This is a genomic window from Caenibius sp. WL, assembly GCF_019803445.1.
Taxonomy (GTDB): domain Bacteria; phylum Pseudomonadota; class Alphaproteobacteria; order Sphingomonadales; family Sphingomonadaceae; genus Caenibius.
Genome location: NZ_CP081844.1, coordinates 47,290 through 60,574, shown reverse-complemented (window position 1 = coordinate 60,574; position 13,285 = coordinate 47,290). Strand labels below are relative to the sequence as shown.

Sequence of the window (13,285 nt, the reverse complement as noted above, 5' to 3'; positions counted from 1 at the left end):
ATGCGGCAACCCGAAGCTGTCAGTGCTGTTCGTCCCACGCGCATGGCGGGTGCCGGGCTTCCGCTCGGCAGCCATCCCGATGCCGTTCGCCAGCGGCTGGAAGCGATGGAAAAAGTGATGGAGCGCAGCTTCGTCGTGCCCGGTCTCAACCGCCCGGTGGGACTGGACGCGATTATCGGGCTGGTTCCGGTGGCGGGCGATGTCATTGCCGCGGCGATGGGCGCCTATATCGTGTGGGAAGCGCGCAATCTCGGCATGTCGAAATGGCAGCTATGGCGCATGGCGGGCAATGTCGCGGTGGATACCGCGCTGGGCGCCATTCCGGTGGCGGGCGATGTGTTCGACTTCCTGTTTCGCTCCAATTCGCGCAATCTGCGGATCGTCCGGAAACATCTCGACAAGCACCACCCGGCGAGCAAGATCATCGACGGCTGAACCGTGGCATGCCGGATAGGTGCCGGGGTCAGGCTTCCAGTTCGACATCCCAGTACAACCAGTCGCGCCAGGTTTCGTGCAGATAATTGGGCGGAAACGCGCGGCCGCGCTCCTGCAAGTGCCAGCTTGTCGGGCGGATCGGCAGAGTCAGCAGCGGCATGTTGGCCTGTTCGGGCGTCCGTCCGCCCTTGCGCAGATTGCAGGGGGCACAGGCCGTGGCGACGTTTTCCCATGTCGTGCGCCCGCCCAGGCGGCGCGGGATCACATGGTCGAAAGTCAGATGCTTGGGCGTGCCGCAATACTGGCAGGAAAACTTGTCGCGCAGGAAGACATTGAAACGGGTAAAAGCGGGAAATTCGCTGGGTTTGACAAATTGCCGCAGCGCGATCACCGACGGGATCTTCATGTCGAGGGAGGGGGAATGGACCTCGCGCTCATAATTGGCGACAATGTCCACGCGTTCGAGAAACACCGCTTTCACCGCCGTCTGCCACGGCCACAGGCTGAGGGGGTAGTAGGACAGCGGCGTATAGTCGGCATTGAGCACGAGCGCGGGGCAATGGGCCGGATCGCGCAGGGGATCGTCATCCGCGCTGCGGAAGTGGGCAACCCGCTCGATCAGTTCGGCCTTGAACATAGGATGTCCTCCCCGATGCCGTCGAAGGGAGCATTTGCAGCAAAAGGCGTCAAGTCTGTGACACACCGCCAATCCACAGACTATTTTACCGGATAAGCGGATGATCCGCACGCGTTTTGCTCCCAGCCCCAACGGGCCGCTCCATCTCGGCCATGCTTATGCGGCGATTGTCGCGCACGATCTGGCGCGGGCGGGCGGCGGTGCGTTCCTGCTGCGGATCGAAGATATCGACGGGGTCCGCTCCCGCCCCGAACTGGCCGATGCCTTCCGCGCCGATTTGCGCTGGCTGGGGCTGGATTGGGATGAAGACATCACCCAGTCGCACCGCCTGGTCGCCTATGCCGCGGCGGGCGATCGGCTCAGGGCCATGGGCCTGCTCTATCCCTGCCGCTGTACCCGGGCGGAAATCGCCGCTGCGGCCACGGCGATGGGGCCGGATGGGCCGGTCTATCCCGGCACCTGCCGCCGCAATCCGCCCGATTCCGCTACGGAGGACATCGCCTGGCGGCTGGATATGGCCCGGGCGATGGCGCTGGCTGGGCCTCTGACATGGGATGATGCGCGCGCAGGTATGCAGATGGCCCGGCCCGATCTGTTCGGCGATGTGGTGATCCTGCGCAAGGAAGCGCCCGCCAGCTATCATCTGGCGGCAACGCTGGACGACGCGGCGGACGGGATCGCGCTGGTGACGCGGGGCATGGACCTGTTCGCCGCCACGCATATCCACCGCCTGTTGCAGGCCCTGCTCGATCTGCCGGTGCCGCGCTGGCACCATCACCCGCTGCTGGTGGAGGAAGACGGCCGCAAGCTGGCCAAGCGGCGCGGCTCGCCCTCGCTGGCGGACAGACGGCGGGCGGGGGAGGATGGCCTTGCCCTGGCGGAGGCCTTGCGCGGGCATGACTTCCCCGCTGGTATTTCGCTCAGCGAAAGCGTAAGTTCTGTGTCATGAACTATATCCTCATTCCGCTGCTGATCGTCCTGCTGATCATGGTCGTGGTGTCGCTGGTGCGCGGTGTCGTGGCTTTCCTGCAAAGCGCCCGGGAAGAGGTCGACCGCGATCCGAACAGCACGGAAGCTTCGCCGATGCAGTTGCGGCAAAACCAGATGATGTTCGCCCGCGTGAAGTATCAGGCGCTGGCGATTGTCGTTGTGGCGCTGATCCTCGCCATCGCGCGCTGATTTCCGTGGTCAAGCTCAACAAGATCTACACCCGCACGGGTGATGCGGGCACGACCGGTCTGGTCGACGGTTCGCGCGTGGCGAAGCATGCCGCGCGGATGGAAGCGATCGGCACCGTGGATGAAGCGAACAGCGCCATCGGCCTTGCCGTCTGCGCGCTGGGCGCAGATGGCCACGCCGCGACGCTGACCCGCATCCAGAACGATCTGTTCGATCTGGGTGCCGATATCGCCACGCCGGGGGAGGACTTCACCCCATCGGAAATGGTGCTGCGCATCGTGCCGGGACAGGTGGCCTGGCTCGAACAGGCGATCGACGCGGCAAACGCGGATCTGGAACCGCTGCGCAGTTTCATTCTGCCCGGCGGCAGCGAAGCGGCGGCGCGTATCCATCTCGCCCGCGCCGTGGCGCGGCGGGCGGAACGCTGCATGACGGCACTGGCGGCGCAGGAGCCGGTCAATCCGGCGGCGCTGGCCTACGTCAATCGCCTGTCGGACTATCTCTTCGTCCTTTCGCGCGCGATCAACGCCGCGGCCACGGGCGATGTGCTGTGGGTGCCGGGCGCGAACCGCTGACCGGCTCGGGGCGCTCCCGGGCGCACGCCATCATCCTCTAGCCAACCCCTGCCATGCCCGCTAGGCACGCATAGGACTGCGTTTGCGAGGGATGAGACGGATGAAGACAATCGGGGTGATCGGTGCGGGGCTGATGGGCACGGGCATTGCCCAGACATGCGCCCAGGCCGGGCTGGATGTGGTGCTGTGCGATGTCGATATCGCCATTGCCGAAAAGGCGAAGGCGAACATCGCCAAGCAGCTTGCCCGCCAGGTGGACAAGGAAAAGATCACCGCCGCCGATGCCGACGCGGCGCTGGCGCGGATCACCCCCAGCGCGGACTATGCGCCGATGGCCGCTGCCGACATGATTATCGAAGCGGCGACCGAGCGGGAGGATATCAAGCGCAAGATTTTCGCCGCCGTGGGTGAAGTGCTGGGCGAAGGGGCGATTCTCGCCAGCAACACCAGCTCGATCCCGATCACCCGCATGGCCGCCGCCAGCCCGGACCCGGCGCGGTTCATCGGGGTGCACTTCTTCAACCCGGTGCCGGTGATGCAACTGGTGGAAATCATTCCCGGCCTCGCCACCGCGCCCGCAACGCTCGACAAAGTGCGGGCATTCGCGCAGGCCATCGGCAAGACGGTGGTCCAGTCGCAGGATGAACCCGGCTTCATCGTCAACCGCATTCTCGTGCCGATGCTGAACGAAGCGGCATTTGTGCTGGGCACCGGCACGGCGGGCGTCGCCGATATCGACAAGGGGTGCAAGCTCGGCCTCAGCCATCCGATGGGGCCGCTGGAACTGGCCGATTTCATCGGGCTCGATACCTGCCTCGAAATCGTCAAGGTCCTGCAGGACAGCACTGGCGATCCGAAGTATCGCCCGGCGCCGATCCTGCGCAAATATGTCGAAGCGGGCTGGCTCGGCCGCAAGAGCGGGCGCGGCTTCTATGATTATTCGGGGAGCGAACCCGTCCCCACGATGTGAGGAACGGCGGAGGCGTGGGTGCCGGGGTCAGATATCGCCGGCCCCGGCCTCGCGCTTGAGATCATACAGCAGGTCGAGCGCCTCGCGCGGGGATAGCGCGTCGATATCGAGATCCTGCAGCTTTTCCCGCAAAGTGTCGCTCTGTTCGGCTTGTGCCTGCGCGGCAGCGGCGAACAGCGGCAATTCGCCCAGTCCCGCAGCCAGCCCGCCGGTTTCCGCGCGCCCCTTTTCCAGCCGGTCGAGCACGGTCTTGGCGCGGGCGATCACCGGGGCGGGGATGCCCGCCAGCCGCGCCACGGCGAGGCCGTAGGAGCGGTCTGCCGGGCCTTCTGCCAACTCGTGCAGCAGCACCAGATCGCCTTTCCATTCGCGCGCACGGACATGGTGGAGCGAAAGCGCGTCGCAGCTTTCGGCCAGCCGCGCGAGTTCGTGGTAATGCGTGGCGAAGAGACAGCGGCAGCGCGTCGTTTCGTGCACCGCTTCCACCACCGCCCAGGCGAGCGCCAGCCCGTCATACGTGGAGGTGCCACGCCCCACTTCATCGAGGATGACGAAGCTGCGTTCGGTCGCCTGCGCCAGAATGGCCGCCGTTTCGACCATTTCGACCATGAAGGTGGAACGCCCGCGTGCGAGGTTGTCCGACGCGCCGACCCGGCTGAACAGCCGGTCGACCAGACCGATAGTGGCGCGGGTGGCGGGGACGTAGCTGCCAGCCTGCGCCAGCAGCACGATCAATGCGTTCTGGCGCAGGAACGTCGATTTACCGCCCATGTTCGGGCCGCCGATCAGCCACAGCCGATCCTGCGGGGCGAGCACGCAATCGTTGGCGACGAAGCGCTCGCCGCTGATCGTCAAGGCATCTTCCACCACCGGATGGCGGCCGCCTTCGATGGCAAGGCTGCGCTCTTCCACGATATCCGGGCGGCACCAGCCGCCCTCCGCCGCGCGTTCGGCCAGTCCGGCGGCGACATCGATCCGGGCGAGAGCTTCGGCGGTGGCGGCGATGGCGTGGCGATCCTCCACTGCACGGGCGATCAACTGTTCGAAATGCGCTTCCTCCAGCGCCAGCGCACGGCCGCCCGCTTCGGCGATCCGGGTCGCTTCCTCATGCAGCACCAGCGAATTGAACCGCACCGCCCCCGCCATGGTCTGCCGGTGGGTGAAGCCGCTGTCGGGCGCCATCAGCGCATCGGCATGCTTGGCGGGCACTTCGATGAAGTAGCCGAGCACGCCGTTATGCTTGATTTTCAGCGCGGCAATGCCGGTTTCGTCGCGATATTTGGCTTCCAGCGCGGCAATCGCCCGGCGCGAATTGCCTGAGGCGCGGCGCAGCTCGTCGAGCGAGGCATCGTATCCTTCGGCGATGAAACCGCCCTGATTGCGTTCCGTCGGCGGGGCGGGGACCAGCGCCTGCGCATAGAGATCGACCAGGGCCCCATGGCCGCCCAGAGCAGGCAGTAGCGCGGCCGCCAGCGCGGGCAGGCCTTCGCGCCCGTCGAGATGATCGCGGATACGCCTGGCTTCGGCAAGGCCATCGCGGATCTGGCCCAGATCGCGGGGGCTGCCGCGCCCGGCGACCACACGGCCCAGCGCCCGGCCGACATCGGGCAGCGCGCGCAATACGGCGCGCAGATCGCCGCGCAGCAGCGGATCGTCATGCAGCCACTGGACCATGCCCAGCCGTTCCTCGATCGCACGGGCATCGGTGAGCGGGGAGGCAAGATCGTCCGCCAGCAGGCGCGCGCCCGCGCCGGTCACGCAGCGGTCCACCGCCGCGATCAGGCTGCCCTTGCGCCCACCCTGCTGCGCTTCGAGGATTTCGAGGCTGCCGCGCGTCGCTTCGTCCATCGCCAGCCGCGCGTCGCCCGCGCGCACCACGGGGGGCAGCAGCAGCGGCAGCTTGCCGCAGCCGACATGATCGAGATAGGCGATCAGCCCGCCCGCCGCCGCCAGCATCGCCCGCGAAAACTGGCCGAACCCATCCAGCGTGGCAACGCCGTGGATCGCTTTCAGCCGGGCATCGCCTTCGTCGCTGGCAAAATGGCTGCGGGGGCGGGGAATGATCCCGTCGGGCGCCTGTTCCCAGCCATCCGGGCCGACCAGTTCGCTCGCGCCCAGCCGGGCGAGCGCGGCGCCCCTGCGTTCGGGCGGGCATTCTTCCAGTTCCATCCGCCCGGTGGAGATGTCGCAGGCGGCGATTCCGATCATTCCGCGCACTTCGCACGTTGCGGCGAGGACATTGGCCCGGCGCGGTTCGAGCAGCGCTTCTTCCGTCAGCGTCCCGGCGGTGACGAAGCGCACGATATCGCGCGCCACCAGCGCTTTCGATCCGCCGCGTTTCTTCGCTTCCTCGGGCGTTTCGATCTGTTCGGCGATGGCCACGCGGCATCCGCCCTTTATCAGCCGGGCAAGGTAGTTTTCCGCCGCATGCACCGGCACCCCGCACATCGGGATCGGCTTGCCATCGTGTTCGCCCCGGCTGGTCAGCGCGATATCGAGGATTTGCGCAGCCAGTTTGGCATCGTCGAAGAACAGTTCGAAGAAGTCGCCCATCCGGTAGAACAGCAGGCAATCGCCCGCCCGTTCCTTCAGAACGAGGTATTGCGCCATCATCGGGGAAGCGGTTGCGGCCATGATTATGCGGTAGCGGGCCACGATGCGATTCGGGAAGCGCCCGAACGCAGCTTTCCCCTATCGCTTTTGCTCTTCACCGGTTATCGCGACTGTAACGAAAAGGAGACTGCCCTTGTCCGGTGACGGGAACAAAGTGAGTTTTTCTGAGCGCGAGGCGCTTTTCTACCACGAAACCATCCGCCCCGGTAAGATCGAGATCGTGGCGTCGAAGCCGATGGCCACCCAGCGCGATCTGAGCCTGGCCTATTCGCCGGGCGTCGCCGCACCGGTGGAAGCGATCGCCCGCGATCCGGCACTGGCCGCCAAGTACACCGCGCGCAGCAATCTCGTGGCGGTGATTTCCAACGGTACGGCTATTCTCGGCCTCGGCAATCTGGGCGCGCTGGCGTCGAAGCCGGTGATGGAAGGCAAGGCAGTCCTGTTCAAGCGTTTCGCCGATGTCGATTCCATCGATATCGAGCTGGATTCCACCGATCCGCAGGCGCTGATCGAAGCGATCGCGATGATGGAGCCGAGCTTCGGTGGCATCAACCTTGAAGATATCAAGGCGCCCGAATGCTTCATTATCGAGCAGGCCCTGCGTGATCGGATGAACATCCCCGTCATGCATGACGATCAACACGGCACCGCCATCATTGCCGCCGCCGGCCTGATCAACGCCTGCTACCTGACGGGCCGCAAGTTCGAGGATGTGAAAGTCGTGGTCAACGGCGCGGGCGCTTCGGCGCTCGCCTGCACCGCGCTGATCAAGTCGATGGGCGTGCGCCACGAGAACGTCACCGTCTGCGACACCAAGGGCGTGATCTATCGCGGGCGTGAGAATGTCGACCAGTTCAAATCGGCCCACGCGATCGAAACCGATGTCCGCACGCTGGCCGAAGCGCTGAAAGGCGCCGATATCTTCCTCGGCCTCTCCGCGAAAGGCGCGGTGACGCAGGAGATGGTCAAGACCATGGCCCCCAGGCCGATCATTTTCGCCATGGCCAATCCCGATCCGGAAATCACCCCGCCCGAAGCGCGGGAAGTGCGCCCCGATGCTATCGTCGCCACCGGCCGTTCGGACTATCCGAACCAGGTGAACAACGTGCTGGGTTTCCCGTTCATTTTCCGCGGTGCGCTGGATGTGCAGGCGACCGCGATCAACGAGGAAATGAAGATCGCCGCCGCCGAAGCGATTGCCGCGCTGGCGCGCGAACGCGTGCCGGAAGAAGTGGCCGCCGCTTATGGCCGGAACCACCAGTTTGGCGTGGAATACATCATTCCCGCGCCGTTCGATCCGCGTCTGATCGAACGGGTTTCTTCCGCCGTGGCCAAGGCGGCGATGGATTCGGGCGTGGCGCAGAGCCCAATCGAGGATTTCGACGCCTATCGCCAGACCCTCAAGGAACGGCTCAACCCGACGACGAGCGTGCTGACCCAGGTGTTCGAGGAACTGAAACGCAATCCGAAGCGGGTGGTCTTCGCCGAAGCGGAGGAGGAAATCGTCCTGCGCGCGGCGATCCAGTTCCGTGATTTCGGCTATGGCACGCCGGTGCTGGTCGGCCGCACGCAGGCCGTGCTCGACAAACTGGCCGAACTGGGCGTGGACGATCCGCAGAGCTACGAGATCGAGAATTCCGCCCATTCGATCCACGTGCCGGAAATGGTCGATTATCTCTACAAACGGCTACAGCGCCGGGGCTATCGCGAGCGTGACGTGCGTCGCACGGTCAATCAGGATCGCAACGTCTTCGGCGCTCTGCTGGTCGCGCTGGGCCATGCGGATGCGCTGATCACGGGGCTGACGCGCCCCTTCGCCCAGACCATGCGCGAAGTGCAGCTGGTGCTCGATCACAAGCCGGGCCAGGTGCCGTTCGGCATCCATCTGATGATCGGCAAGGACTACACCGTATTCCTCGCCGATACGACGATCAACGAACGCCCGACGGCAGAGGAACTGGCGCATATCGCCAAGGAAACCGCCGCTGTGGCCCGCCGGCTGGGCCACGAACCGCGTGTGGCCTTTCTCAGCTTCTCCACTTTCGGCAATCCTTCGGGCAAATGGCTGGAGCCGATCCGCGATGCGGTGGCGATTCTCGATGCCGAAAATCCGGGCTTCGAATACGAAGGCGAAATGGCCCCCGATGCCGCGCTCAACCCGCGCGTCATGGCGAACTATCCGTTCAGCCGCCTGTCGCAGCGGGCCAATGTGCTGATCATGCCGGGCCTGCAATCGGCCAACGTTTCGGCCAAGCTGCTGCGCGAACTGGGCGGCAACGCCACCATCGGCCCGATGCTGATCGGCATGGAAAAGCCGGTGCAGATCGTTCCGATGACCTCCATCGCGCCCGATATCCTGCAATTGGCCGTGCTGGCCGCTGCCGGGGTGGTGGGCTGACCGACGAGGGGGCGTGCACAGGATTGAACCTGCTCGCCCCCTTTCATCCACCTTCGTCATGCTGAACTTGGTTCAGCATCCATTTCTCCCCACACACGGTTTTCCGATCCGGAGAGATGGACCCTGAAACGAGTTCAGGGTGACGGCTGGATAAGTGGATGCCTCTTAGCTGGCGCGGGTCTGCCCGCCGTCGACCATCAGCGTCTGCCCGGTGATGTAGCTGGCGGCATCGCTCGCCAGGAACACGGCGGCGGCGCCGATATCGGCTTCGGGATCGCCGATCCGCTTCAGCGGAACCTGCGCCAGACTGGCGGCATATTGCTCCGGCGCGGCCTTCGACCAGGCTTCGACGCCCGGGGTCATCGCATAGGGGCAGATCACGTTCACGCGGATACCGTCCTTGCCCCATTCGTTGGTGGCGACTTTGGACAGCGCGCGGATCGCTTCCTTGGCGGCGGCATAGCTGGCCTGCGTGACCATGCCTGAAAGGCCGGAACCGCTACCGAAATTGATGATCGAGCCTTTGGTTTCCTTGAGATGCGGATAGGCTGCCTGCATCAGGTGATAAGTCGGCCAGAACCCGGTGTCGAAAGCGACATTCGCTTCCTCGCGGGTCTGCTGGGCGAACATTTTCTGTGCTGACGCCTGCGCCGCGTTGACCAGCGTATCGAGCTTGCCGAATTCGGCCACGGCTTTTTCCACGATCAGGTGGAGCCGGTCATGCTGCGACAGGTCCATCGCCATGAAGGCGACTTTGCCATACTGGCCCAGTTCGGCGGCGGTTTCCTTGCCCAGTTCCTCTTCGCGGTCGACGATCAGCACACTGGCCCCGGCCTTGACGAAAGCCGTGGCGATGCCCTTGGCGATCCCGCGCGCGCCGCCGGTGACGATGGCGACTTTTCCATTCAGATCCATTGGTGTCCTCTCCAGAAAGGAAGCGGGGCGCCGCTCAGGTGAGCGATGCGCCGCCGTTGACCGTAAGCGTGCTGCCGGTGGCGAAGCTGCCGTCCGAACCGGCGAGGAAAGCCACCGCGCCCGCCACTTCTTCCGGCTGCGCCAGGCGGCGCAGGAGGCTGTCGTCGGCGACGGCCTGCTTCACTTCTTCGGGCAGGCCGATGTAGATCGGGGTTTCGGTCGCGCCCGGGTGCACCGCGTTGACGCGGATGCCGCGCGGAGCGAGTTCGCGCGCCATGGCGCGGGTCATGCCGAGAATGCCCGCCTTGGCGGTGCAATAGGGCACCGGCCCGTTGCCCTTTTCGGCGGCGGTGGATGCGATGTTGACGATCGAACCGCCGTTGCCGCCTTCCGCCATCAGGCGCACCGCCGCGCGGCTGCACCGGAATGCGCCGTTCAGCGTGATGTCGAGCACGCGCAGCCAGCCTGCATCCTCGCAATGGATCGTCTGGTCGGCGAACACCTGCTTGCCTTCGGCCTGTTCGGCCTGCGCGGCATAGTATTTGTCCATCCCGTCGCCCGGGGCGGAGCCGACCCCGGCGTTGTTCACCAGCACATCCAGCCCGCCGAACGCGGCCTGGATTTCGGCAAAGGCCCTGTCGACCGAGGCGCTGTCGGTGACATCGCAGGCGAGGGCGATGTGCGGCGCGGGCAGCACGGTGGCCGCCCCTTCCGCGTTGATGTCGAGCACGGCCACCCGTGCGCCTTCTTCCGCCAGGCGGCGGGCGATGGCGGCGCCGATGCCCTGGGCGCCGCCGGTGACGGCTGCGCGCAATCCTTCGAGACGTTTCATGGGCTCGCTCCTCAATCTTCCACTTCGGGACGCCACGGCACGCCGTTGATATGGCCGCCGCCGTCAACGAACAGCGTGTTGCCGGTGTAGTATCCGCTGCCTTCGCTGGCGAGGAACACGGCCACCGGGCCGATGTCGCGCTCGGCATTGCCGAAGCGGCCCACGGGCACGTTCTTGAGGATGTTTTCCGCCATCACCGGGTTGGCCGCGAAGTATTCCTCCGCCAGCGGGCTGGTAGCCGAAGGACAGATGGTGTTGCAGGTGATGCCATGCACGCCCCATTCGACCGCGGCGGTGCGGGTCAGCGCGCGGACCGCTTCCTTGCTGGAATTGTAGGCCACGGTGAACATGTGCGCATTGACGCCGTTCAGCGAACCGAGATTGATGATACGGCCGAACTTCTGCGCTTTCATCGTCGGGAATGCGGCCTGCATCGCCCAGAACGCGGAGTAGAAGTTCAGCTTGAAATAGAGGTCCATATCCTTGTCGGTATGGTTTTCCAGCCGCTTGGCGACGCTGCTGCCCGCGTTGTTGACCAACACTTCCAGCTTGCCGAAGCGTTCGATGGTGGCGTTCACCAGTGCATCGACCTGTTCGCGTTTGGTCACGTCGGTCTGGATGAACGTGGCATCCACCCCGTGCGTATCGCGCAGGTAGGCGGCTTCTTCCTCGCCCTGTTCCGCGCTGCGCTGGGCGATCACGACATTGGCGCCAGCCGCCGCGAGAGCCCGGGCGATGCCCTGGCCAACGCCTTGTCCGCCGCCGGTGACGAGCGCCGCGCGCCCTTCGAGAATCTTGCTCATTTCAAGCACCTCTTTGATTTGAATGAATATTACTTGTAATTCGGATAATCGGTGTAACCGCGATTGTCGTCGCCTTCGCCGGTGTAGAACCCCTTGCGATCCGCCTTTGCGAGCGGCGCGCCGTCGCGGAAGCGGTCGACCAGATCGGGATTGCCGACGAACAGGTAACCGAACGACACCGCATCGGCCTTGCCTTCGGCCAGCACCGCCTTCGCTTTGTCCAGCGTGAGCCCGTTGTTCTCGATCACCGGCCCGGACCAGTTGGCGCGGACCAGTTCGAGCGAATCGAACCCTTCGTTCGGGATATGGATCAGGTGGACATAGGCCAGGCCCAGCCCATCGACCGCCTTGAGCAGCGCGGCATAGGTTTCCGCCGGGTCGGCATCGGCCATGCCGTTGAGTCCGATGCCGGGGCAGATGCGGAAGCCGACCCGGCCCGGACCGATGGCATCGGCCATGGCTTTCAGCGTTTCGACCGCGAAGCGAACGCGGTTTTCAGCCGAGCCGCCATACCGGTCGGTGCGCTGGTTGCTGTTGGAGGACAGGAACTGCATCGGAAGGTAACCGCTGGCGCAATGCAGTTCGACCCCGTCGATCCCGGCGCGGCGCGCGTTTTCGGCGGCTTGCACATATTCGGCGATCACGCCGGGAATTTCATCGGTTTCCAGCGCGCGCGGCATGGCGGTGGCTTCGGGAACGCCGGTCGGGCCGGGAATCGGATCTGGGCAGGGGATGGCCGAAGGCGCCACGGTCTCAGCATCGGCATCCTTGTTGGCCTGCACGGCGGCGCGGCCGACATGCATGATCTGCAGCACGATCTTGCCGCCTTCGCCGTGGACGGCATCGGCCACCGCGCGCCAGCCTTCGACCTGCTCCTCGCTATGGATGCCGGGGGTGCGCCAATAGCCTTTGCCCGCGCGTGAAGGTTGGGTGCCTTCGGTGACGATCAGACCCGCGCCGGCGCGCTGGCGGTAATATTCCGCCATGATCGGCGTGGGCACGTCGCCCGGCCCGGCGCGGTCGCGCGTCATCGGGGCCATGATGATGCGGTTGGCAAGCTGGAGATCGCCCAGCGTGACGGGGGAAAAGATATCGCTCATGCAAAGGGGTTCCGGCAGGTTCGGGCGGGGCTGGGTGGCAGGGACAGGCGCCGCCAGACGCCTGCCCCTCGTAACGGTTCAGGTGCGGACGCGCGGCTTGGGCAACGGATGGCCGCGGCGCATCGTCTCGATGAACTTTTCGAGCGGAGCGGGCTCCGCCACCGGGCTGTCGTTGCCGGTCCCCGCCTTGTCGCGTTCCCAGTATTCCTTCCAGCTCGGAAACAGGTCGTGGAAACTGCCGTGATAGGGCTGCGCGCCCGGCCAGCGCATCTTGCGGTCGCCGATCGGCGGCTTGTTGAGATCGGTCGCGTACCAGTAGAGCGGCAGGCGGCGGCGGAAGTACCAGCGGCCGTCGATCCGTTCGTATTTGTCGAAGTACATCATCTGCATGATGACCCATTCGGGGCCGGTTTCATGCTCGTTCTTCGAATAGACGATGCCCTGCGCATGGTCGGGGTCGTCGAAATCGATGATATGTCCGCCGATGTGGTGCGAAGTGCCGTCGAACTGCATCGAGTGGGTTTCCTCGAACCAGTCGCGCAGGTCCTTGCGCCCGCTCTTGCCGCCGCCCACGCGAACATCCTCGGGGAACAGGTTCACCCAGGCATCGGAATCGCGCATGTCGAGCGCGAGCGAGTATTTCGCGGCAAGCTGCCGGATCGCGTCCAGCGATTCCAGCCGGTCGATCCGCCGTAACAGGTCTTCGTTCGCGCTCATCAATCCCTCTCCATGTGTGAAAGCGGCGGGCGGTTGTGCATCAACCGTCCGCAAACGTGTACTGCCGCCAATTTTCCTTGGCGCGGGGTCGCTTTGAATGGCAGGATAGCT

The 13,285-nt window shown here is 65.2% G+C and carries 13 protein-coding genes; 6 read left to right on the top strand and 7 right to left on the bottom strand.

Annotated features, from left to right (window positions below; all coding sequences use genetic code 11):
* Positions 1 to 42: 42 nt before the first annotated feature.
* A complete protein-coding gene (locus K5X80_RS00355; RefSeq protein WP_283249331.1) occupies positions 43 to 435 on the top strand; it encodes a DUF4112 domain-containing protein in 393 nt (130 codons plus the stop codon).
* 28 nt (positions 436 to 463) lie between these two features.
* Here K5X80_RS00355 and K5X80_RS00350 read toward each other — a convergent pair whose 3' ends face one another.
* Positions 464 to 1,072: an HNH endonuclease gene (locus tag K5X80_RS00350; protein ID WP_222558898.1), complete on the bottom strand. Its 609-nt coding sequence runs from the start codon at positions 1,070 to 1,072 to the stop codon at positions 464 to 466.
* A 100-nt stretch (positions 1,073 to 1,172) separates the two neighbouring features.
* Between K5X80_RS00350 and gluQRS the strand changes: the two genes are divergently transcribed.
* From gluQRS to K5X80_RS00330, 4 genes are all read left to right on the top strand, one after another.
* Entirely contained in the window at positions 1,173 to 2,021 is an 849-nt protein-coding gene (gene gluQRS / locus K5X80_RS00345; protein WP_222558897.1) for a tRNA glutamyl-Q(34) synthetase GluQRS, read from the top strand.
* Entirely contained in the window at positions 2,018 to 2,251 is a 234-nt protein-coding gene (locus K5X80_RS00340; protein ID WP_222558896.1) for an HIG1 domain-containing protein, read from the top strand. Before gluQRS ends, K5X80_RS00340 begins: the two co-directional genes overlap by 4 nt.
* A 5-nt stretch (positions 2,252 to 2,256) precedes the next feature.
* Positions 2,257 to 2,826: a cob(I)yrinic acid a,c-diamide adenosyltransferase gene (locus K5X80_RS00335; protein ID WP_222558895.1), complete on the top strand. Its 570-nt coding sequence runs from the start codon at positions 2,257 to 2,259 to the stop codon at positions 2,824 to 2,826.
* Positions 2,827 to 2,926: 100 nt separating this feature from the next.
* Positions 2,927 to 3,796, top strand: a complete 870-nt coding sequence (locus K5X80_RS00330; protein ID WP_283249195.1) for a 3-hydroxyacyl-CoA dehydrogenase family protein — start codon at positions 2,927 to 2,929, stop codon at positions 3,794 to 3,796.
* A gap of 27 nt (positions 3,797 to 3,823) precedes the next feature.
* On the opposite strand, the gene mutS is transcribed toward K5X80_RS00330, so the two are convergent.
* Positions 3,824 to 6,430, bottom strand: a complete 2,607-nt coding sequence (mutS, locus tag K5X80_RS00325; RefSeq protein WP_261390579.1) for a DNA mismatch repair protein MutS — start codon at positions 6,428 to 6,430, stop codon at positions 3,824 to 3,826.
* A 133-nt stretch (positions 6,431 to 6,563) separates the two neighbouring features.
* On the opposite strand from mutS, the gene K5X80_RS00320 reads away from it, so the two are divergent.
* Positions 6,564 to 8,807, top strand: a complete 2,244-nt coding sequence (locus tag K5X80_RS00320) for an NADP-dependent malic enzyme (protein WP_502778447.1) — start codon at positions 6,564 to 6,566, stop codon at positions 8,805 to 8,807.
* A gap of 165 nt (positions 8,808 to 8,972) precedes the next feature.
* Here K5X80_RS00320 and K5X80_RS00315 read toward each other — a convergent pair whose 3' ends face one another.
* The 5 genes from K5X80_RS00315 to K5X80_RS00295 all read right to left on the bottom strand — a co-directional run bounded on the left by K5X80_RS00315 (position 8,973) and on the right by K5X80_RS00295 (position 13,174).
* A complete protein-coding gene (locus K5X80_RS00315; protein WP_222558892.1) occupies positions 8,973 to 9,722 on the bottom strand; it encodes an SDR family NAD(P)-dependent oxidoreductase in 750 nt (249 codons plus the stop codon).
* Between the two features lie 34 nt (positions 9,723 to 9,756).
* The gene (locus K5X80_RS00310) at positions 9,757 to 10,554 is read right to left on the bottom strand and encodes an SDR family NAD(P)-dependent oxidoreductase (RefSeq protein WP_222558891.1); all 798 of its coding nucleotides are present in this window, start codon (positions 10,552 to 10,554) and stop codon (positions 9,757 to 9,759) included.
* Positions 10,555 to 10,565: 11 nt separating this feature from the next.
* Positions 10,566 to 11,357 carry an SDR family NAD(P)-dependent oxidoreductase gene (locus K5X80_RS00305; protein ID WP_222558890.1) on the bottom strand — a complete coding sequence of 264 codons (792 nt, stop codon included), beginning with the start codon at positions 11,355 to 11,357 and terminating at the stop codon, positions 10,566 to 10,568.
* Between the two features lie 29 nt (positions 11,358 to 11,386).
* Positions 11,387 to 12,457: an alkene reductase gene (locus tag K5X80_RS00300; protein ID WP_222558889.1), complete on the bottom strand. Its 1,071-nt coding sequence runs from the start codon at positions 12,455 to 12,457 to the stop codon at positions 11,387 to 11,389.
* Between the two features lie 78 nt (positions 12,458 to 12,535).
* A complete protein-coding gene (locus K5X80_RS00295) occupies positions 12,536 to 13,174 on the bottom strand; it encodes a nuclear transport factor 2 family protein (RefSeq protein WP_222558888.1) in 639 nt (212 codons plus the stop codon).
* Positions 13,175 to 13,285 lie beyond the last annotated feature (111 nt).

Excerpts from the sequence above, each read along its gene's own strand:
- K5X80_RS00350 (WP_222558898.1), bottom strand. The coding sequence starts at position 1,072 with ATGTTCAAGGCCGAACTGATCGAGCGGGTTGCCCACTTCCGCAGCGCG.
- K5X80_RS00310 (WP_222558891.1), bottom strand. The coding sequence starts at position 10,554 with ATGAAACGTCTCGAAGGATTGCGCGCAGCCGTCACCGGCGGCGCCCAG.
- K5X80_RS00340 (WP_222558896.1), top strand. The coding sequence starts at position 2,018 with ATGAACTATATCCTCATTCCGCTGCTGATCGTCCTGCTGATCATGGTC.
- K5X80_RS00315 (WP_222558892.1), bottom strand. The coding sequence starts at position 9,722 with ATGGATCTGAATGGAAAAGTCGCCATCGTCACCGGCGGCGCGCGCGGG.
- K5X80_RS00300 (WP_222558889.1), bottom strand. The coding sequence starts at position 12,457 with ATGAGCGATATCTTTTCCCCCGTCACGCTGGGCGATCTCCAGCTTGCC.
- mutS (WP_261390579.1), bottom strand. The coding sequence starts at position 6,430 with ATGGCCGCAACCGCTTCCCCGATGATGGCGCAATACCTCGTTCTGAAG.
- gluQRS (WP_222558897.1), top strand. The coding sequence starts at position 1,173 with ATGATCCGCACGCGTTTTGCTCCCAGCCCCAACGGGCCGCTCCATCTC.
- K5X80_RS00330 (WP_283249195.1), top strand. The coding sequence starts at position 2,927 with ATGAAGACAATCGGGGTGATCGGTGCGGGGCTGATGGGCACGGGCATT.
- K5X80_RS00295 (WP_222558888.1), bottom strand. The coding sequence starts at position 13,174 with ATGAGCGCGAACGAAGACCTGTTACGGCGGATCGACCGGCTGGAATCG.
- K5X80_RS00355 (WP_283249331.1), top strand. The coding sequence starts at position 43 with ATGGCGGGTGCCGGGCTTCCGCTCGGCAGCCATCCCGATGCCGTTCGC.
- K5X80_RS00305 (WP_222558890.1), bottom strand. The coding sequence starts at position 11,357 with ATGAGCAAGATTCTCGAAGGGCGCGCGGCGCTCGTCACCGGCGGCGGA.